Origin of the sequence: Streptomyces gottesmaniae, assembly GCF_031845845.1 — a bacterium.
Lineage (GTDB): Bacteria > Actinomycetota > Actinomycetes > Streptomycetales > Streptomycetaceae > Streptomyces > Streptomyces akebiae.
On record NZ_JAVRFJ010000033.1, the window covers coordinates 28,775 to 48,933 of the forward strand.

General features: G+C 71.3%; 12 protein-coding genes and 4 pseudogenes. 9 read left to right on the forward strand and 7 right to left on the reverse strand.

The window, feature by feature from the left end; translation table 11 throughout:
* Window positions 1–101: 101 nt before the first annotated feature.
* The 3 genes and pseudogenes from RM704_RS31235 to RM704_RS45650 all read right to left on the reverse strand — a co-directional run.
* On the reverse strand, window positions 102–443 hold the full coding sequence (locus RM704_RS31235; protein WP_033530350.1) for a hypothetical protein: 342 nt from the start codon (window positions 441–443) through the stop codon (window positions 102–104).
* A gap of 262 nt (window positions 444–705) precedes the next feature.
* Window positions 706–1,111 (reverse strand): annotated as a pseudogene (locus RM704_RS31240) (polymorphic toxin-type HINT domain-containing protein); the annotation flags it as partial.
* Window positions 1,110–1,330 (reverse strand): annotated as a pseudogene (locus tag RM704_RS45650) (IS30 family transposase); the annotation flags it as partial. The pseudogenes RM704_RS31240 and RM704_RS45650, both read right to left, overlap by 2 nt.
* 428 nt (window positions 1,331–1,758) lie before the next feature.
* Between RM704_RS45650 and RM704_RS31250 the strand changes: the two are divergent.
* The 4 genes and pseudogenes from RM704_RS31250 to RM704_RS31265 all read left to right on the forward strand — a co-directional run.
* A pseudogene (locus RM704_RS31250) lies at window positions 1,759–2,191 on the forward strand (RICIN domain-containing protein); the annotation flags it as partial.
* Between the two features lie 289 nt (window positions 2,192–2,480).
* Window positions 2,481–4,031, forward strand: a complete 1,551-nt coding sequence (locus tag RM704_RS31255; RefSeq protein WP_033530733.1) for a sigma-70 family RNA polymerase sigma factor — start codon at window positions 2,481–2,483, stop codon at window positions 4,029–4,031.
* Between the two features lie 420 nt (window positions 4,032–4,451).
* On the forward strand, window positions 4,452–6,845 hold the full coding sequence (locus RM704_RS31260; protein WP_033530353.1) for a non-reducing end alpha-L-arabinofuranosidase family hydrolase: 2,394 nt from the start codon (window positions 4,452–4,454) through the stop codon (window positions 6,843–6,845).
* A 50-nt stretch (window positions 6,846–6,895) separates the two neighbouring features.
* Window positions 6,896–9,550, forward strand: coding sequence for an RICIN domain-containing protein (locus tag RM704_RS31265; protein WP_033530354.1), 2,655 nt, complete (start codon window positions 6,896–6,898; stop codon window positions 9,548–9,550).
* A 510-nt stretch (window positions 9,551–10,060) separates the two neighbouring features.
* Here RM704_RS31265 and RM704_RS31270 read toward each other — a convergent pair.
* Window positions 10,061–10,264, reverse strand: a pseudogene (locus tag RM704_RS31270) (DUF2191 domain-containing protein); the annotation flags it as partial.
* Between the two features lie 332 nt (window positions 10,265–10,596).
* Between RM704_RS31270 and RM704_RS31275 the strand changes: the two are divergent.
* From RM704_RS31275 to RM704_RS31295, 5 genes are read left to right on the forward strand one after another with little or no spacing between them, the layout of a single operon-like run.
* Complete coding sequence (locus tag RM704_RS31275; protein ID WP_033530355.1) at window positions 10,597–11,157, forward strand: RNA polymerase sigma factor; 561 nt, start codon at window positions 10,597–10,599, stop codon at window positions 11,155–11,157.
* Window positions 11,158–11,159: 2 nt separating this feature from the next.
* Entirely contained in the window at window positions 11,160–11,996 is an 837-nt protein-coding gene (locus RM704_RS31280) for a zf-HC2 domain-containing protein (RefSeq protein ID WP_033530356.1), read from the forward strand.
* A complete protein-coding gene (locus RM704_RS31285) occupies window positions 11,993–12,826 on the forward strand; it encodes an ABC transporter ATP-binding protein (protein WP_033530357.1) in 834 nt (277 codons plus the stop codon). The genes RM704_RS31280 and RM704_RS31285 overlap by 4 nt, the downstream gene beginning before the upstream one ends.
* Window positions 12,823–14,220 carry a hypothetical protein gene (locus RM704_RS31290; protein ID WP_033530358.1) on the forward strand — a complete coding sequence of 466 codons (1,398 nt, stop codon included), beginning with the start codon at window positions 12,823–12,825 and terminating at the stop codon, window positions 14,218–14,220. The genes RM704_RS31285 and RM704_RS31290 overlap by 4 nt, the downstream gene beginning before the upstream one ends.
* Window positions 14,217–14,792: a hypothetical protein gene (locus tag RM704_RS31295; RefSeq protein WP_033530359.1), complete on the forward strand. Its 576-nt coding sequence runs from the start codon at window positions 14,217–14,219 to the stop codon at window positions 14,790–14,792. The genes RM704_RS31290 and RM704_RS31295 overlap by 4 nt, the downstream gene beginning before the upstream one ends.
* Before the next feature lie 180 nt (window positions 14,793–14,972).
* Here the strand turns inward: RM704_RS31295 and RM704_RS31300 are convergent, their stop codons facing one another.
* The 3 genes from RM704_RS31300 to RM704_RS31310 form a co-directional block, all read right to left on the reverse strand.
* Window positions 14,973–17,735: an alpha/beta hydrolase gene (locus RM704_RS31300; protein ID WP_033530360.1), complete on the reverse strand. Its 2,763-nt coding sequence runs from the start codon at window positions 17,733–17,735 to the stop codon at window positions 14,973–14,975.
* A gap of 78 nt (window positions 17,736–17,813) precedes the next feature.
* Window positions 17,814–18,722, reverse strand: coding sequence for a L,D-transpeptidase family protein (locus RM704_RS31305; RefSeq protein WP_311591490.1), 909 nt, complete (start codon window positions 18,720–18,722; stop codon window positions 17,814–17,816).
* A gap of 145 nt (window positions 18,723–18,867) precedes the next feature.
* Window positions 18,868–20,073, reverse strand: a complete 1,206-nt coding sequence (locus RM704_RS31310) for a L,D-transpeptidase (protein ID WP_033530361.1) — start codon at window positions 20,071–20,073, stop codon at window positions 18,868–18,870.
* Between the last annotated feature and the right edge of the window lie 86 nt (window positions 20,074–20,159).

Genomic DNA, 20,159 nt, shown 5'->3' on the forward strand with positions numbered 1-20,159 from the left:
CCCTCAGTGGGTCCGGCGTGGGCCTACTCCAGGTCCACCGCGGGGCGACAGCAAGGGGCCCTCGCCGGGAAGATCCCGACGAGGGCCCCTCTCAGACGGACCTACCGTCCGGTGCCGGAGACCTCACGGTCGCCGACCGGGGTGTTCGCCAGCCAGCAGACACCGCCGGCGGGCTCCCAGGCGACCGCGTCGAGCGCCTCCAGGACCTTGCGCACCACGGCATCGGCGTCGCCGGGCCAGGCCTCGAATCCGGTCTCCCCCAGATCACCGACCCGCAACAGACCCCCGCCGACCAGTTGGGCCAGCAGCCGTCCGGTGAGGTCCCGGTGGGCTTCGCCGGACTGCTCGGACAGCTCTCCCGCCAGGCCGACCAGCCGGTCCACCGGCAGCCAGTCGTCGAGCCCTTCCTCCAGCAGCTCATGACGGATCCGTTGCTCATTCACCGGGCAGACGCACCTTCATTCCCTTGCCTCCCGACGGAAAGATGTCGATCGTCTCTCCACCGGACCTGGACGCGTTCCGCCATTGGATCACCGTGCCGTCCTGCAGCTTGTAGACGTCGGGGATCTTCGGCCCGCGCGCCGGAAGCTTCTCGGCTCCGGTGGTCCAGCGGTCGAACGCCTTCCGCATGTCCTCCGCGGAGTCCATCTCGCGGACGTGGCTCTGCTTGCCCTTGGGCAGCTTGTCGAACTCGCCCTTCCACACACCGCACACGTCGTCGGAGTTGTGCACCAGCAGAGGCGTCCTGCCCGCCGGCGCGTAATAGGTGTGGACGCCCTCGACGGTGAGGTTGTACGTGCGGACGTGATCCGTGTACCGGCGGGTGGCCGTGACCTCGGCCGTACGGCCCTCGTCGGTGCGCAGGGTCATGCCCGGCCTGAGGTCGTCGGCCGATCCAGTCGTGCTCCGAGACCGACCAGAACGGGTGCTCGTAGGCCGCGGTGAGATGTTCTTCGCCGTTCTCCGTGGCGATCGTCAGCTCGGTGAAGTGCTTGTCGGAGTCGGTGACGATGGTCGCGGTGACCTCGCGTGCGCTGGTCTTCCCGGTCTCCGGGTCGGTCGCGAGAACCCTGTCACCGAGCTTGATGTCCTCGATGTCCTTGGTCGTACCGGCCGGGGCACAGGCAGGCGACCAGCTCTCGCTCCAGGGCCCCTCGGCCCTGGATGAACGGGCCTGGTCGATGGCCTCGCGCGAGATCCGCATGGAGTCACCATCGGGGAAATCGGCCTTCAGCCGGTTCGCGATCTGCTCCGGACTCCATGCCGTCGACCAGCGGCGATCCTGCCGGTGAGGTTTGTTCCGGCCCTTCCCCGGCGGAATCTGTGGCCCATGGCGAAACCAGCGAGTCCCCACGGCCGGAAGATCTCGATCTCAGCCGCCGTGTCCTTCGAACTCAGCCCCCGCGCGATCGCCTGCGAGAACCAGAACCAGAACCGGAACCAGAACCTGAACCTGAACCGGACGCGGTCCTCACGCCACGCGACCAACGGCCGGCCTGGCGAGGGAATCCGCCTGCGATACGACCGAACAACGCCTGCTGCCGCTTCCCCGCACCCGCCAGCGACACTCCAACCCGGCACCAACGCCATCGTGGACGCTGATCAACGTCCACCTCACCACGAGGTGACCCGAAAAAGGTCCCGGCTCAAGGCAACCCTGTGAGGAGTCTGTGACGACATGGGAGCGGATCCGGCCAGTTCCGGCGGCCGTAATCCCGCTTTCCTCCGGTCACAGCATGCATGGAGAACCTCACCCCTATGGACAACCCCACGAACGGCGGGCGCCGCGGGCGTCATCGCCGTCGCTGGACCGCCACCGGCCTGGTGCTCGGCGTGCCCGCCATCGTCGTACCGTATTTCCTGTTCGCGCAGGAGGACTCGCAGGCCGCGACGGTCGACGGCGGTGCCTACTACCGGCTGGTTCTCGTGCGCGGCGGCAAGGTGCTTGGACGTCAACCGCTTCTCCACCGCCGACGGCACCCGGATCCAGCAGTGGACCGACCAGAACACCGCCAACGCCCAGGGGGCCGCCGCCGAGCAGTAGACCGACAGCTCCGCCACCTCGCAGGAGTGGCGGAGCAGCGAGGTGAGCGGCTCGGACGCCGGCACCTCGACCTCCCGCGGGAGCGGCTACGTCCTGGACGTCTCCGAGGGCTCCACGGCCGAGGGCGCGGCGGTCGTCCGGTATCCGAGATTTCGGCACCCACCCCGACACCCTGCTCAGCCGCAACAACCTCAGTCAACCGTCCATGAATGCAGGTACGCGACCAACTGCCTCCGAGATCGTCGGTCTTGAACGGGCCGTCCACGAGTCGGCCGCCGGCTACCCGAAGGCACCCGCCGTACCAGGCCCTTCAAGCCGGCACGGGTCGGCCCGTCGACCGGAGGCGCAGGCTTTGGCCGCATATCTTGCCGACGCTGGGGTGAGGCGCCGTACTCGGCGGATCGCTCCTCAGACAGAGGAAAGTGGAGTGGAGTTCATGGATGGGGACCACGCGGAGCTGGTCGTCGCGGCGCAGGCCGGTGACGATCGGGCGCGCGAGGAGCTGATCGCCGCGTACCTGCCACTGCTCTACAACATCGTCGGGCGAGCGCTGAGCGGTCATGCCGACGTCGACGACGTGGTCCAGGAAACCCTGCTGCGCGTGGTGCGCGACCTGCCTGCTCTGCGTGCCCCGGAGAGCTTCCGGTCCTGGCTGGTGTCGATCACGCTCCGCCAGATCAATACCCACTGGCACCGGCAACGCACCTTCGCCGACCGGACCACGGTCATCGACGAGGCGCGCCACATACCGGATCTCCACGCCGAACCCGAGGACGTGACGATCCTGCGTCTGCATGTGTCGGACGAGCGCCGGCAGGCTGTCGATGCCGGCCGGTGGCTCGACCCGGATCATCGGGTGCTGCTGTCGCTGTGGTGGCAGGAATGCGCCGGCTCGCTGAGCCGTGACGACATCGCCGCCGCGACGGGGCTCACGGTCGCCCACGTCGGGGTCCGCCTGCAGCGCATGCGCGAGCAGCTGGAAGTGAGCCGGACGATCGTCGCCGCGCTGGAGGCCGACCCGCGCTGTCCGCAGTTGGACGAGACGGTCGTCGACTGGGACGGTCTGCGTACATCGGTGTGGCGCAAGCGGATCGCGCGGCACACCCGCGACTGCCCGCTCTGCATGGCGACGACGGCGGAACGGGTTCCGTCCGAACGGCTGCTCCTCAGCCTCGCGCCGCTGGCCGTCCCCGCCGGACTCATGTCCGCGCTGGCCGCCAAGGGCCTGCTGTCGGGTACGGCCGCGAGCACCGCCGGGCTGGCCACGGCACCCGTCGCCGTCGGCACGGCGACGGAGGCAGCCGGTGTACACAGCTCGCTGATCGGGAAGCTCTACGCGGCGACCGCTCATCCGCTGGCGGGCCTGACCACCGGCGCCGTGCTCATCGCCGGCGGCGCCACCTACGTGGCCTGGCCCGAACCGGCGCCTCGGGCGCCCGGCGTCACCGCCGCTCCCACGGCCGGCCATCCCACGCCGACCCCGTCGCGCACCACCACCTCGGCCGGGCCGTCCCCGGCGAGTCCGTCCGCCACCGCCGACGTTGTTCCGCTGGGCGCGCACTCGCTGGAGTCCGTGGATCAGCCCGCCCTGTACCTCACGTATGCCGGCGACTTCGCGACGCTCGGCCCGGTCTCCTCGGCCGGCAGCACGCAGGCACGGCAGCGGGTCACCTTCACGGTCGTCCGGGGGCTGGCCGACACACGGTGCGTCACCTTCCGCGCCGCCGACGGCCGCTATCTGCGCCATCACTACCTGCGGCTACGGCTGAGCACGAACGACGACAGCGAACTGTTCCGCGAAGACGCCACCTTCTGCGCGCGCCCCGGGGCGGTCGCCGGGTCGGTGACCCTGCACGCGCACAACTATCCCGGATCGGTCATCCGCCACCGCGACGGTGGCATCTTCCTCGACGGTTCCGACGGCACTCGGGCCTTCGCCGGCCAGGCTTCCTTCATCGTGCGCAGGGCCTGGGCCCGAGGGGCCTGAGACCCGCTGCTTGAGCATGGGGACCGAGCCGGGTGCGGCATGCCCTTTCAGCAGGGGCGACCAGACCGCGGGGCTCGGCATAACGCTTTTTGCCCGCGAGATACCTCACTGAGCGATCGTCCGGACGGCGCGACTTTTCCGTTACGAGAGCGCGCGTTCGGGAGCCTCCCTTTCGTGGGGTGCTCTTCCCGCCGCTCACCATGACGTGCCGGCGCGGGAGGTTCCCCGACTTCCACCGTTGACGTATCCCCTGACGAAAGCCCCTGCAATGACGCGACACACCCACGAACCCCGGGCGACCGGTACGCGGGAACGGCCCCACGTCCTGCACCGCACCCACGCCGCGGCGGATCAGGCCGCAGCGGCCGATGCGCGCACGATCACGGCACCCAGGGTGCCCCGCGGCCCCCGAGGAGAATCATGAAGGGCCTGCACCGGCTCGGCCGGCGTCGCCGGACATGGGCGGTCGGACTCTCGGCCGCGGCGGTGGTCGCCGGTGTCGTGACGATCCTCCCGAACTCCGCCGGAGCCGCACCACTGGGTACGGAGGCGGCCCCCTCGGGCAGGTACTTCGGCACCGCTGTGGCCGCCGGCAGGCTCGGCGACTCGGCGTACACCGCGATCGCCGACCGGGAGTTCAACATGATCACCCCGGAGAACGAGATGAAGTGGGACGCCGTCCAGCCGTCCCGCGGCAAGTTCGACTTCGGCCCCGCCGATCGGATCGTCGACCGTGCGAGGGCGAACGGCCAGCGCGTGCGCGGCCACACCACGGTCTGGCACTCGCAGCTGCCGTCCTGGGTCGGCTCGATCGGCGACGCGAACACGCTGCGCAGCGTGATGAACGGCCACATCACCACCACGATGACCCACTTCAAGGGCAAGATCTACGCCTGGGACGTGGTCAACGAGGCGTTCGCCGACGGCGCCGGCGGTCAGCTCCGCAGCTCGGTGTTCCAGAAGGTGCTGGGCAACGGCTTCATCGAGGAAGCGTTCCGCACGGCCCGCGCGGCCGACTCGTCGGCCAAGCTCTGTTACAACGACTACAACATCGAGAACTGGTCGGACGCCAAGACCCAGGGCGTCTACACAATGGTCAAGGACTTCAAGTCCCGCGGCGTGCCGATCGACTGCGTCGGGTTCCAGAGCCACTTCGGCACCGGCGGCCCGCCGTCCAGCTTCCAGACCACCCTGTCGAACTTCGCCGCCCTGGGCGTCGACGTCCAGATCACCGAGCTGGACATCGCCCAGGCATCGCCCACCCACTACGCCAACGCGGTCAAGGCCTGTCTGTCCGTGGCCCGGTGCACCGGCATCACGGTGTGGGGCGTGCGGGACAGCGACTCCTGGCGCACCGGCGAGAACCCGCTGTTGTTCGACAACAACGGCAAGCCCAAGGCCGCCTACACCGCCGTCGTCGACGCCTTCAAGGCCGCCGCCCCCGGTACCCCCACCGGCGGGACGACCGGCACGACCGCTACCGGGGAGATCAAGGGCCTTGCCTCCGGTCGTTGTATCGACATCAACAACTTCTCCACCGCCAACGGCACCCCGGCGCAGCTGTGGGACTGCAACGGACAGACCAACCAGCGCTGGACCCACACCTCCGGCAAGCAGCTGAAGATCTACGGCGACAAGTGCCTGGACGCCAAGAACAGAGGCACCACCAACGGCACCGCGGTGGTCATCTGGGACTGCAACGGCGGCGCCAACCAGCAGTGGAACATCAACACCAACGGCACGATCACCGGCGTCCAGTCCGGGCTGTGCCTCGACGCCGTCGGCGCGGCCAAGGCCAACGGCACCAAGATCCAGCTGTACTCCTGCGCGTCCGCCGACAACCAGAAGTGGACCGCCCCGTCCGGGTCGTCCGGGTCATCCGGGTCGGGCGGCACCACGTGCACGCTTCCGTCGACGTACAAGTGGAGTTCGACGGGCCCGCTGGCGCAGCCGGCGAACGGGTCGGTCGCGCTGAAGGACTTCACCACCGTGACGTACAACGGCAAGCACCTGGTCTACGCGACCACCTCCAGCGGATCGCAGTGGGGCGCGATGACCTTCCGTCCGTTCACGAACTGGTCGGACATGGCGACGGCCACCCAGACCAACATCAGCGGGTCCGCGGTGGCGCCCAAACTGTTCTACTTCGCGCCCAAGAACATCTGGGTGCTGGTCTCGAACGGGTGGGGTACCGCCTGGCCCTTCAGCTACCGCACGTCCAGCGACCCCACCAACCCGGGCGGCTGGTCCGCGCCGAAGGAGCTGTTCACCGGCAGCCTCCCCGCAGGCTCGGAAGGCACCCCGATCGACCCGACCGTGATCGCCGACGGCCAGAACATGTACCTGTTCTTCGCCGATGACAACGGCAAGATCTACAAGTCGGCCATGCCGCTCGGGAACTTCCCGGGCAGCTTCGGCTCCTCGTACACGACGGTCATGAGCGACACGAAGGCGAGGCTGTTCGAGGCGCCGGAGGTCTACAAGGTCCAGGGCCAGAACCAGTACCTCATGATCGTCGAGGCGATGGGTGCGGGCGGGCGCTACTTCCGCTCGTTCACGGCCTCCAGCCTCAACGGCCCGTGGGCCGAGCAGGCCGGCAGCGAGTCCAGCCCCTTCGCGGGCAAGGCCAACAGCGGTGCCACCTGGACCAACGACATCAGCCACGGTGACCTGGTCCGCACCAACCCCGACCAGACCATGAGCATCGACCCCTGCAACCTGCAGTTCCTCTACCAGGGCAGGAACCCCTCCTCGGACGGCACCGACTACGTGAAGCTGCCGTACCGGCCGGGTGTCCTCACTCTGAAGCGCTGACCTGCCCGATCCACGGCGACACGGTGACATACAAGGAGAACCTCACCCCCATGAACAACCCCACGAACGGCGGGCGCCGCGGGCGTCATCGCCGTCGCTGGACCGCCACCGGCCTGGTGCTCGGCGTGCCCGCCCTCGTCGTGCCGTACTTCCTGTTCGTACAGGAGGACTCGCAGGCCGCGACGGTCGACGCCAACGCCTACTACCGGCTGGTCTCCGTACGCAGCGGCAAGGTGCTGGACGTCAGCTCCTTCTCCACCGCCGACGGCACCCGCATCCAGCAGTGGACCGACCAGAGCACCGCCAACCAGCAGTGGAAGCTGAAACCCGCCGGGGACGGCTACTACGAGCTGGTGAACCGCAACAGCGGCAAGGTGCTGGGCATCGCGGGCAATTCGACCGCCGCGAAGGCCCCCGCCGAGCAGCAGACCGACAGCTCCGCCACCTCCCAGGAGTGGCGGATCGACGACGTGAGCGGCGCCGAGGCCGTCACGTTCACCTCCCGCAGGAGCGGCCTGGTCCTGGACGTCTCCGGCGGCTCCACGGCCGCGGGCGCGGCAGTCCAGCAGTATCCCGGCCACGGCGGCACCAACCAGCAGTGGAAGCTGGTGAAGATGGCCGAGGCCCCGGCAGCCGGGTCCGGCGATGCGTCGCAGACCACGGCCGCGGCCGGGCCGTACGTGTGGAAGAACGCCCAGGTGGTGGGCGGCGGTTACGTCACCGGGCTGGTGTTCAACCCGAAGGAGAAGGGGCTGCTGTACGCGCGCACCGACATGGGTGGCGCCTACCGCTGGGACACCGCGGCCGAGCAGTGGATCCCGCTGACCGACTGGATCGGTGAGAAGGACTGGAACCTGCTGGGCATCGATTCGGTGGCCACCGACCCCGTCGACCCCAAGCGGCTCTACCTCGGGGCGGGCACCTACACCAACGACTGGGCGGGCAACGGCGCGATCCTGCGCTCCACCGACCAGGGCCGCACTTTCAAGCGCACCGACCTGCCCTTCAAGCTGGGCGCCAACGAGGACGGCCGCGGGGCGGGCGAGCGGCTGGTGGTCGACCCCGCGAACAACGCCAACCTGCTGCTGGGCACCCGCAAGAACGGCCTGTGGCGCAGCACCGACCACGGCGTCACATGGAGCCAGGTCTCCTCGTTCCCCGTCAAGAACGGGGCGAGCAGCGGCGGCGGCATCTCCTTCGTGACGTACGGCCCGGTCGGCAGCAAGACGGTCTACGTCGGCGTCGGCGACAGGTCCACCTCCCTGTACCGCTCCACCGACGGCGGCGGCACCTGGCAGGCCGTCGCCGGGCAGCCCACCGGCCAGCTGCCGCAGCACGGCGTGCTCTCCGGTGACGGCTCGCTGTACCTGACGTACACCGACAACCTCGGACCCAACGGTGTGACGGCGGGGTCGGTGTGGAAGTACACGCCGGGCAGCGGAGCGTGGAAGAACGTCTCCCCGTCCCAGGGCGGTTACGGCTTCTCCGGTCTGGCCGTCGACCCGCGCAAGCCGTCCACGGTCATGGTCACCACCCTCGGCCGCTGGTGGCCCGAGGACGAGATCTACCGGAGCACCGACAGCGGCAAGACGTGGAAGGCACTGGCCGACAAATCGGTACGCAACGCCTCCGCGGCTCCTTACGTCGGCACGCACACCGGGCACTGGATGACCACCCTGGCCATCGATCCCTTCAACTCCGGGCATGTGCTGTACGGCACCGGCAACGGCATCCTGCGCAGCAAGGACGCCAATGCCTCCGACAGCGGCGGCACCAGCCACTGGAGCATGGGCGCCCGAGGGCTGGAGGAGACCGCGCTGTTGGACGCGATCGCCCCTCCCGGCGGCGCCACCGTCATCACCTCCATGGGCGACCAGGGCGGCTTCCGGCACGACGACCTGACCAAGGTGCCCTCCGGGCGGCTGAAGAACCCGCTGATGGCCAACAGCACCGATATCGACTTCGCCCAGTCCAAGCCCGCGCTGATGGTTCGCGTCGGCCGTGGCGGCGAGCAGGACGGCGCCTACTCCACCGACGGCGGCACCAGCTGGAACGGCTTCAAGTCGGAGCCGGTGGCCAGTGCCCAGGACGGCCGTGTCGCGCTCGCGGCGGACGGCTCCACCATCGTCTGGACCGAGGCCGGTCAGGCCCCGTACCGCTCGACCGACAACGGGGCGAGTTGGTCGAGGGTCAACGGCCTGGGCACCGACGCCGTGGTCGTCGCCGACCGCTCCTCCGCCAAGACCTTCTACTCCCTGTCCGGTGGCACGCTCCACGCCAGCACCGACGGCGGCGCGACCTTCACCGCCCGCGCCACCAACCTGCCCACCGGCAAGCTCACGGCCGTCCCCGGCATCGCCGGCGACCTGTGGATCGCCGGGGGCGGCAAGGGCCTGCTGCACTCCACCGACGGCGGCCGCACCTTCACCACGCTCAAGACGGTGCAGTCCGCCTCCGCCCTCGGCTTCGGCAAGGCCAAGCCGGGCACCAACTACCAGGCCCTGTACCTGATCGGCACGGTCAAGGACGTCACCGGAGTCTTCCGCTCCACCGACAAGGGCGCCACCTGGCTCCGCGTCAACGACGAGGCCCACCAGTGGGGCGCCATCGGCGGCACCGGCGTCATCACCGGCGACCCCGACACGTACGGCCGCGTCTACGTCGGCACCAACGGACGCGGCCTCCAGTACGGCGACCCGTCCTGACCCCAACACCCGAGCGGGGCCGCGGCCACAGCGGCCCGCGGCCCCGCCAAGGCAGAGGGAAATCGCTTCGTCCTGACCAGCTCCTGGCACCGGCCTCCGAGCACCGGCCTGTCCGGGCGAGCCGAGGACGAACTCCGAGAGACGGCAGCCATGTGCATTCGCGACAGCACCGTCCAGCCGACATGGGAGTCCAGGCATCCAGCACATGGAAGCGACACCGTTGATCCCTGCCGCGACGCCCTACTGCTCCGCGCCCTTGGCGTGCCCTTAAGAGCAGTCAAGGACGGTCAACAGGGGTGTGATCCGACCGGAACAACCATGTCGACACAGCGCATCTCCGCAGGTCAGAGGTAGATGGACCAGTCAAGCGCCGTCGCTTCCCAAGCTGAGAGCGCGAGTTCGATCCTCGTCACCCGCTCCATGATGAAACCCCAGGTCAACGACCTGGGGTTTCTTGCGCCACCAGCCCTGCAGCACCTTTCGCTCCGCCACACGCTCGAAGACTGGGCACTTCTCCGCCCGGTGCGGGCGCTCGGCGTCCTCTACGGCACCCCACTCACGCGCACGCTCGAAGTGCCGGCCGATGCGTGCCGCGGGCTCCTGCCGCTCGGCGTAGAAGTGCAGAGCGAGATTGACCGCCTCCTTCTTGGGCCTGACCTTGGAGAGAGCCATGGCGCGCTCCAAGGCATCGTCATCGATGTCGATCTGGGTCACGGTCGCAGCACCTGAGTCTCGGATCCCGGCATGTGCAGGAGCGACGGACACTCCAGATCAGCTCCGGCCCCTGCCTCCTTCTCGCCGGCTGTGCACCGGAGACGGGCTGGTACTCGAGTGACGACGCGGTCACCTGCGCCCGTCCCACCTCATGACCCCGCCCCGGGAACGCACACGGCGCGCCGGGCACGGGGGCAGTGGCAATGCTGACTCCCGTGTGACGCCGGTGCCGACGGCGGGACGCCGTCGTGCCGGAGCTTTCGGAGTCGCCGCGTATGACGGGGATCACACCGATGGGAAAACCTGCCGTACGCGCCGGGCGTCTGGCGGGTGTGAGATCAGTCAGGAAGGCACCGGGTGAGCTGGACGAGGAGCGTCTCGTCCGGCTCGTGGCGAGGGGTGACCGGGCGGCGTTCGAGGAGCTGTATCGGCGTACGTCGCCGTGGCTGGCGGTGCGGTTGCGGCGCCGCTGCGCCGACGAGCAGATCGTCGCCGAGGTCATGCAGGAGACGTATCTGGCGGTGTGGCGCGCGGCGGGCGCGTTCGCCGGGGCCTCCGTCGGGGGGAGCGCCGTCGGCTGGCTGTGGACGATCGCCGCCCGCCGTCTGGTCGACGCGTTCCGGCGCAGGGCCCACCATGCGGAACCCCCGCCCGCGGCCGCCGCGCGGCCCGTGGCGCCCGCCGCCGAGGACGAGGCCCTCGCGGCGACCGTCGGCGGTGACGTCGGGGACGCGCTGCGGCGCCTCGCGCCCGAACTCAGAGCGGTACTGCAGGCCATGGTGCTCGACGGGCTGTCCGTCCGGGAGACCGCGGTGCTGCTCGGCGTGCCCGAGGGCACGGTCAAGACCCGTGCCCGCCGGGCCCGGACCGAGATGCGGAGGGCGCTGGCATGAGCATGAGCGTGGAACACGCGTCGACGCGGCTCATCGACGGTTACGCGCGCGGCGACACGGATATCGCCGCCGACGAGGTGTGGGCCCTGGAGGCCCATCTGGAGGCCTGCCGGAGCTGCCGGGACCGGTTGTCGACCGCCACCACGGCGGGGGCGCCCGCCGTGGCGACGCTGGTCGGCACCGTGTGGTCCGACCTCGAACCACGGCTGGCCACCACCGTCACCATGCCCCGCCGCCGGCGCTGGTCGGCACGGTTGTCGAGGTGGCTGACGCCCACGATGGTGCCGTGGCTGGCCATGGTCGTGAGCGTGACGCTGCTCGCGCTGCTGTTCGACATCGCCGACCCCGGCGCCGGACAGGGCTCCGGCCCCGGCGAGGTGTCGCTGGTGCTGCTGCTCGCCCCCGTCCTGCCCGTCCTCGCTGTCGCGGCGTCCTGGTCACGTGGCCTGGACCCGGCGTACGAGCTGACGGCCTCCGTGCCCAGGGCCGGGCTCCAACTGGTGCTGCGGCGCACCGTGGCCGTGCTCGTCCTCGTCGTGCCCACGCTGTTCGTCGGCGGATGGGTGACAGGGGTGACGGCCGCCCAGTGGCTGCTGCCCTGCCTGGCGTTCACCTCGACGACCCTGGCGCTCGGCGGCGTCGTCGGCGTGACCCGCGCCGCCCTCGCGCTGGTCGCGGTGTGGGCCGCCGTGGTCGCGGCACCGACCCTGGCCACCAGCCGTACGCCCTTCGCCCTCCACACGGACGGTCTGCCCGTATGGGGGCTGATCCTCACGCTCGGCATCGGTGTCGTGATCGCCCGCAGGGGCGCGTACTCCGTGCTGGGAGCCCATCGATGACCAACGGGAAGGAACCACACGTGATGTCCGCGGTGACCGCGGCCGACCTCGCGCCGACGCCCTACGCCTGGGAGATCCGGGCCACGGGGCTGAAGGTGAGAGTCGGTCGGAAACGGATGGCCGTCGACGGGCTCGACCTGTCGCTCGGCACCGGCGTGCACGGCCTGCTCGGACCCAACGGGGCCGGCAAGACCACCCTCATCCGGGCGCTGGCCACCGTGCTGCGCCCCGCCGAGGGCACCCTGGAACTGCTCGGCGAGTCCGCCGGAGGCCTCGGCGAACACCGGGCGCTGCGCCGCCGGATCGGCTATCTGCCGCAGGAGTTCGGCTACTACAAGCGCTTCACGGTGCGCGAGTTCATCGAGTACATGGCGTGGCTGAAGGAGGTTCCCAAGGCGGACGTCCCCGCCGCGGTGCAGCGGGCGGTCGAGCGGGTCGGCCTCGCCGACCGCGCCGACGACCGGATGAAGACCCTGTCGGGCGGCATGGTGCGGCGCGTCGGGATCGCCCAGGCCCTCGTCAACGACCCCGCCATCCTGCTCCTCGACGAACCGACGGTCGGCCTGGACCCGGCCCAACGACTGCGCTTCCGCGAGCTGTTGCAGGAGCTCGGCACGGACACCTGCGTGGTCGTCTCGACGCATCTGGTGGAGGACGTCGCCGCCGCCTGCACCGACGTGGTGCTCTTCGCCGAGGGCCGACTGGTCTTCCAGGGCACCCCGGACGAGCTGGCCGCCGCGGGCGGACCCGAGCACGTGGGCGACAGCCCGCTGGAGCGCGGCTACTCGGCCCTGCTGCTCGACCCCCGGCAGGAAAGGGGCACCTGGTGAACGGCCGTGTCCTGCGCATCGAGCTGAGGCGTTCCGTCGCCCCGTGGGCCGGCGGCGTGGTCCTGACGAGCGCGCTGGCGTTCCTGTACCTGGTGAACGCCGAGTGGTGGAGGGGCACCACGGCATGGACGGCCCAGTGGACGCCCCTGGCGATGTGGACCCGCTCCCTGCTGTTCTACCTGTGGCCGCTGGCCGTGGGGCTCGGGGCGCTGCAGGGCCTGCGCGACCACCGCTCGAAGATGTCCGAGCTGCTCACGAGCACGCCGCGGCCCGCCTGGCACCGCGCGGCCACGCTCGCGGGCACGACGGCGATCACGCTGGCCTCGGCCTTCGCGCTGCTCGTCCTCGCGGGCGGGGTCCAGGTGATCGCCAACTCCGGGTACACGCACCTCGGATGGGTGCCGGTCTCGCTGGTGGGGGCACTCTTCCTCGTCGCGGGGGCCCTGCTCGGCATGGGGGCCGGGCGGGCCCTGCCGTCCGCGCTCACCCCGCCCGCGCTGGCCATGAGCGCGTTCGTGTTCACGGCCCTCATGCACATGTCGTTGGGCCGGACGGAGACGACCACGGCGACGGGGATCACGAGCACGGAGCCGAACCGGGTCTCCCTGTTGTCACCGGCGGTGCAGGAGGTGCGCGATGTGATCGTCACGCTCTCCGCCTCCGTGCACGTCGGGCAGACGATCTGGCTGCTCGGCATGGCCGCGACCGGCTTCGCGCTGCTGGTCGCCGCGACCTGGCGCGCCCGGCTGATCGCCCTGACGCCCGTCCTGGCGAGCGCGGTGATCGCCCTGCTCGTCCTCCCTTCCGACCCGCGCCGGATGTACGTCGTCGACGAGGCCGCCGCGGAGCTGGTGTGCGACGGCCCGGTGTGCGTGACGAAGACGCACCAGGCGCGACTCGCCGACCTGGCGGGCCCCGGCAAGGAGGCACTGCGCCTGTTGCACGGCGCCCTGGGCGGCCGGGCGCCGGTGTCGGTCCGGGAGAACACCGCCGTACTGCCGGAGGGCTCCACGCCGCAGTGGTCCCGCGAGACCGTGCTCATCGACTTCGACGACGGCGTCATCGCCGCCGCGAAGGGCGAGGAACTGACCCGGGCCCTGATCGCCAAGGGCATGGTGCCGGGGTGCACCCCCGTCGGCTGGAGCGGCTTCGGGTACGACGAGTACGCGCAGACCGTCGCGGCGGGCTGGGTCCTCGGGGACCTCAGGCCGCTTCCCGGCATGGAGTCAGCAGGTGTGCGCCGCGAGGTCGACGCCGCGGCCCGCCCGGTGTGGAAGGAACTCAAGGCGCTTGGGCGGGCCGAGCAGCTCTCGAGGATCAACGCGATGCGCGCCGCCGCGCTCTCCTGCAAGGGCGAGGCGTTCGACGCGCTGAAGGGCGGTGCGTCCCGGTGAGATGGCTGACGCTGTACGCGCGCTCGCGGCAGGTACCCGCGTCGCTCGCCATGGTGGTGATCAGCGCGGTGGCGGTGTGGACGCTCGGCCGGGACGGCGGTGCGGGATCCGGGGATCCCCGGCCGGCCGTGCTCGTTCTCGCTACCGGGGCGATGGCGGTCTCGATCGGGCTCGGCGGGCAGGACCTCGCGCTGGACCGGACGGCCGCGATCCGCTGGGTGCCCCGCAGAGCGGCGCACGTGCTGCTCGCCGGCGCGGTCGTGGCCGCGGTGCTGCTGGCAGTGCAGACGATGGGCGAGGACATGGCCGCCGCCGCGTTCGTCGTCCGGGACAGCGCGGGCCTGATGGGACTGGCCGCTCTGGGCGCGGCGCTCTCCGGCGGGCAGTTCGGGTGGACGCTGCCGTTCGCCTGGCTCTTGTTCTCGTTCTTCGCCCCGCCCCCGACGAATGCGCCGATGCAGGTGGCGACCTGGATGCTGCTGCCGCCCGGCACGGCGGCGGGCACCTGGACGGCCCTGGTCCTCGCGGTCACCGGCACCACGGTCTACGCCTTCGCGGGACCGAGGCGGTAGCCGGTCCGGGCCACCGATCGGGACACGGCCGTGATCGTGCGCGCCGTCCCCCGTGGTGCTTCGCGTCCCCATGGTGACGCAACGGCGGGTGGTGGCCGATCGCCTCGGCCACCACCCACCGCTTCGGTCACTTCGGCGGGTGGGGACGCATCGTGCGTCCGCGGTCCCGCACGGCGCCCCTCAGGACGTGTCCTCGATCCTGCCGGTGAAGACCGGGCCGACCGGCGGCTCCTCGAAACCGAACAGCTGGATCCGCACCGCCTCCTCCGGTTCGGTCACCCCGTCGGCGATCGTGGGGAGGACCACCTCGGCGCTCAGCCGACCGGCGGGGACGGCGGACAGCAGGGACATTCCCACCTGGGACAGGGGCCGCTCCGGGAGCGGCGATTCGCCGTGCTTCTCCATCAGCCACCGCGGGTCCACGTCCGTGGTGGACAGCTCCGCGCCGTCGTCCGCCGCCAGGAAGCTGAACACGACGGGTACTTCGGTGTCCGCGACCGTGGACAGGTCGGCCCGCCAGGTGAGGCTCTGTCCCTCGGTGACCCGGTCCGCGACGGGCGTCACGGTGACCTCGGGCATCGGGTCGTCGTTCCGCACGGTCACACCGCCGTGGTGGGAGCCGACCACCGCGCCGTGCACCGCCTTCACGAGCACGTCCTGCCCCGTGTCCTGGCCGTAACGGGTGTTGCCCTCGGCTTTCACCGGCACGTCGAGGACGGAGTCACCGGGCCGCACCCGCACCAGGCGGGACGTGGCCCGGCCGGTGACGGGATCGGCGACGAACAGCCTGACCTGGCCGTCGCCCCGGCCGGAGAGGCGCACCGGGACCTGGTGGGTCCGCATTCCGGAGTCCCCCTCGTCGACCGTCAGCCGGCCGACGTCCACACGGGGCAGTGCGACCGGGCGCACGGCCGGTGTACCGGGGCGCCAGCCCCAGGCGTCCATCAGCCAGGCCCGTCCGGAGCGGTCGCGCGGGGTGATGTCCAGCGTCGTCACCCGGCCCATGTCCAGCCCGGCCCGGGTCGCGGCGGTCAGCGGCACGCGTATCTCCTGCCCCCAGTAGGAGGCGGTCCCGTCGCTCCCCGGCAGCCCGTCGACACGGACCCGGCCGAGGGTCGCGCGGCGGCCGGAAGCGTCGGTGATCGTCACGTCCAGCAGCGTTCCCGTGGTGTTGGGCGGCACGATCACCCGCAGGGCGAGGGCCTCGGCGCCGGAGAGGGAGGCCGGCTGGGCGGAACGCACCCGTACGGGAGAACCCGGTGCGGACCATCGCAGGGCCACCGCCCGACGGCCCGGTTCGGGCGCCGTCTCCCACTTTGCGAAGTGCGGTGAGGCACCCGTCCCGTCGGGAGCCAGGCAGGCGGTCGCCGCATCGGGGTCCGCCACCGCCGAGCACAGCCGTCCGCCGTCCACGGTGACCTTGGCGTTCGGTAGGAACGCGGCGGTGCGGTGCCCGCCGACGGCGTGGCTGAGCACCCGCGCGGGGTCCGCCGACGGCGCGCGCAGGTTCGAGCCGTCCAGCAGCGGGCGTACCCGGTCGTCGCCCGCGACGAACAGCCGGGCCGCCGCGGCGATGTACGTGCCGCCCGCGGCCTGTTGCTGACCGGCCGTCAACCGTGTGGCGCTGCCCGGAGCACACACGGGGTCAGGTTCCGCGGCGTCGTCCACCGCCGGAGCCGTCGCCTGCCCCGGTGTCCACTCGCTGTTGAAGAAGTTGTGGTTGGCGCCCACCATGTAGACCGCGCTGTGCAGGGCGGCGCCCCGGCTGACTTGGCGCGTGCCGTCCACGTAGATCTGGCCCTGCAGGTCGCCGACGTCGCCGTCGCAGCCCGGCAGGATCGTCATCGACGGCACGTCGGGGACCGGGTTCTGCCCGAAGGCGGTGGGCCCGAGGAGGACGGTGCCGCGGATGTGCCAGCGCGCCGGGCCCCGATATCCGTCCTGGTCTGCGGGCGGGCGGGAGAGGCTGTCCATGGCGGCCCGGTTCACCCCCTCACCGCCCCGCGAGTGGCCGACCAGCAGCACCCGGGACAGGTCGCCGGGAGGCGCGCTCCGCACGACCGCCGGAGCCGATGACCGGCCGGAGCCCGTCCAGCCGGCCCACCGGGCGAGGTGCAGGCGCACCAGAGAGGAGCGTGCCTGGGCCCCGCCGTCCTCCACCCCGTCCTGCCCGTTGATGCCGTTGGCGGAGACGGACACCGTCACGTAGCCCTGGGAGGCCAGCAGTTTCTGATCGCGCAGATAGCCCCGGTGGCTCGGCACCGGCTTCGAACCGGACGGGCAGGGCCACTGGCCGAAGCTGTCGCCGTCGGTCGTGAAGCAGGTGTCGTGGCGGCCGTGCAGGAACAGCGCCAGCGGCCGGCGGCCCGGAGCCCCCCTCGGCGCCACCACCACGGCGCGCATCTCCACGGGCGCGTCCAGGCCGGGCAACCGCACCGAGGGCAAGGTGTATTCACCGGTCGTCGTCCCGTACCGGCCCGGCTTGCCGGGGTCGACGGGGTTGGCCGGCAGCACGGCCGGCGGCTGCGCCACCGGTGCGGTGCGCCGCTCGTCCGGGCCGGCCGTGGCGCCCGACGCGTCCAGTCGGCGTCCCCCCGCCCGCGCCTGCAGGTCCGTGGCCCGCCCGAGGCGTGCCGCGTGCAGGTCGAGCCGGAAGGTGCGCTGGTCCTTCGAGGCCACCGGCCGGCCGAGGAGCCGGTCTCCCGAGTAGAACGCGACGCCGGCGTCGGTGAGGGGCACCGGGTCGGCGGAGCGCCAGACCAGCTGCTTGCCCGAGGCCCCACCGGTGATCCGCCACCCGGCGGGGAGTTGGCCGTCGGGGCCGACCCGCGGCGCGGACGGCCGGGGTTCGGCCGCCTGCTGGGCGGCAGCCGGTGCCGGTGATCCCAGCGCGGTCGTGAGTATCGCCGCAGCGGCGACCCCTATGCGCCTGACGCGCATCAACGTTCCGTCCTTTCTTGGTCCTTGGCCGAGCGCCCGGCGTTCGCCGGGGCGCTGGCGCTGTCGTCCCGCACCGTTCGGTCAGCGTCCGAGGGATGCGGCATCGCCCATGACGATCACCGGGTGCTGGGCCGGGTCGAGTGCGAGCAGGAGTTCTTTCATGTGCTTCTTCGTCAGGCTCACGCAGCCCTGCGTGGGCCCGCGGTGGTCGACGTGCAGCCAGATGCCGCCGCCCTTGTCCGCGCCCTGCGGGCGGGTCCAGTCGAGGGGGGAGGTGCCGGGCTTGCGGTTGTAGTTGATCGCGACGACGTAGTCGAAGGAGCCCGCGAGCGGCTCGCCCTCGAAGCCGGTGCCGCCGATGGTGAAGGCCGGCCCCTGGTCGTACGGCAGTTTCGTGCCGGGGTCGGCGAGCAGTCCGCCCGCGTCGGTGAGGGTGAAGACGCCGATGGGCGACCGGAGATCGCCGGCGCGGTGGTCGTCCGTCCAGCCCTTGAGGGCGTTGTGGGCCGGCCAGGTGGCCCCCGCTTCCCAGCCCGCCCCGGTGCGCCGGTACAGCACCACCTGTGACGCCGAGGAGTTCTTGCCCCGGCCGGTGACCACAACGGCCTGGCGCGCGTCGGCGGGGATCTCCGCCAGCGTCCGCGGTCCCAGGCCCGGTAGCCGCGCGGGGGTGGGCGGGGTGGCCGCTCCGGGATCGGCGGACGCCCGGTGATCGGCGGACGTCCGTGGAGGCCTGGCCTGTGTAGTGCCGGGGACGGCGGATGCGGCGGCCGCTGCGGCGCCTGCACCGTCCGCCGCCGGCCCCGATGCGTGGGACGGCCTGACGTCTGTCGCCGTGCCCGCGCATCCGGCGAGTGCGACGGACAGGGCCAGGACGGCGGCCGGTATGACCGGGCGGTACGCGCCCGGGCGGGTGAAGGTGGTCGCTCCGGTCCCGAACGGCGCGCGTGGCCAACGCCGTTGGGACGGACGAGGGGTTGAGGAAGCCATGACCGTCAGCCTGGACGAGACATGTGAGGAACTGATCAGCTCCGACTCCCGCAGTCGGACCGGGTGTGTGCCGGACGAACGCCGGCCGACGGCGAGGTCCCGCCGGCTGACGGCGAGGTCCCGCCGGCTGACGGCGAGGTCCGACTCAGCGTGCGGAGCCCGCCTTCCACCGGCCCCATGGCATGTTCCAGCCGTTGAGGCCGTTGTCGGGGGCGATCGTCCTGTCGTCGGAGTTCTTCACCACGACCACGTCACCGACGAGGGAGTGGTCGTAGAACCAGGCACCGTCCTGACCGGCGTCGTCACCGCCCCGGACGTCGTTCAGCCCCACGCAGCCGTGACTGATGTTGGACCGGCCGAACACCGAGTCCGCGCCCCAGTAGTTGCCGTGGATGAACGTGCCGGAGGTGGACAGGCGCATCGCGTGCGGGACGTCGGGGATGTCGTACTCGCCGGCGAACCCCACCGTGGCTCCGTTCATCCGGGTGCTGATCAGCTTCTCCGATATGACCATCTGACCGTTCCAGGTGGGCGAGTTCGCCGCGCCCGCCGTGATGGGCAGGGTCTTGAAGGTCTTGCCGTCACGGACGACCGTCATCCGGTGCGCGGAGGCGTCCACGGTGGAGACCTGGCTGCGGCCGACGGTGAAGCGGACGGTTCTGTCCTGTTCGCCGTAGGCGCCCTCGGCACCCTTGACTCCGTCGAGGCGGATCTTGACGGTGACGGTCGAGTTGGCCTTCCAGTAGTGCTGCGGACGGAAGTCGACGCGCCGCGCGCCGAACCAGTGGCCGACGACGGGCTGTCCACTGCTCGCACTGACCTCGATGGCGGACTCGACGGCCTTCTTGTCGGTGATCGCCTTGTCGAAGGTGAACGAGACCGGCATGCCGACGCCGACCGTGGTTCCGTTGTCCGGAGTGAACGTGCCGGTGAAGCGGTCGGTTTCGGCGACGGTCGTGAACGCGGCCTTCTTCGTCGTCCGGTGACCGCCGTCGCCCGCGGCCACGACGGTCAGCCGGTAGGCGGTGCCGTGTTCGAGGGGGGCGTCGGGGGCCCAACTCCCGCCGTTCGAGGAGAGGGTGCCGCGCACGGCCCGGCCCGCCTCGGTGACCAGGGAGACCTCGGCGATCCGCCCCGCCTCCACCCCGACTCGGCCACCACGCCTGACGGAGACGTGCTTCTGCCCGTCGGTGGCGTTCAGGCGTATGCGCGGTGGGGCGGCGGTTCCGGAAGCGGCGGGCAGCCTTTCGGTGCGGTCGCTGTCGCGTGCCGGCCCGGGGTCGCAACCGGCCAGAAGACATGCCGAGACCGACAGGGCGGCCAGGGCGAGGGCGGGGCGGGTGCGGTGCATGGGGTCTCCGTCGTTCGCGTCGAGTGGCCTGTCCCACCGAGTCGGGGAAGGCGGCCCCGGGTTCGAGCGGCAGGGGCGTTCGGCGC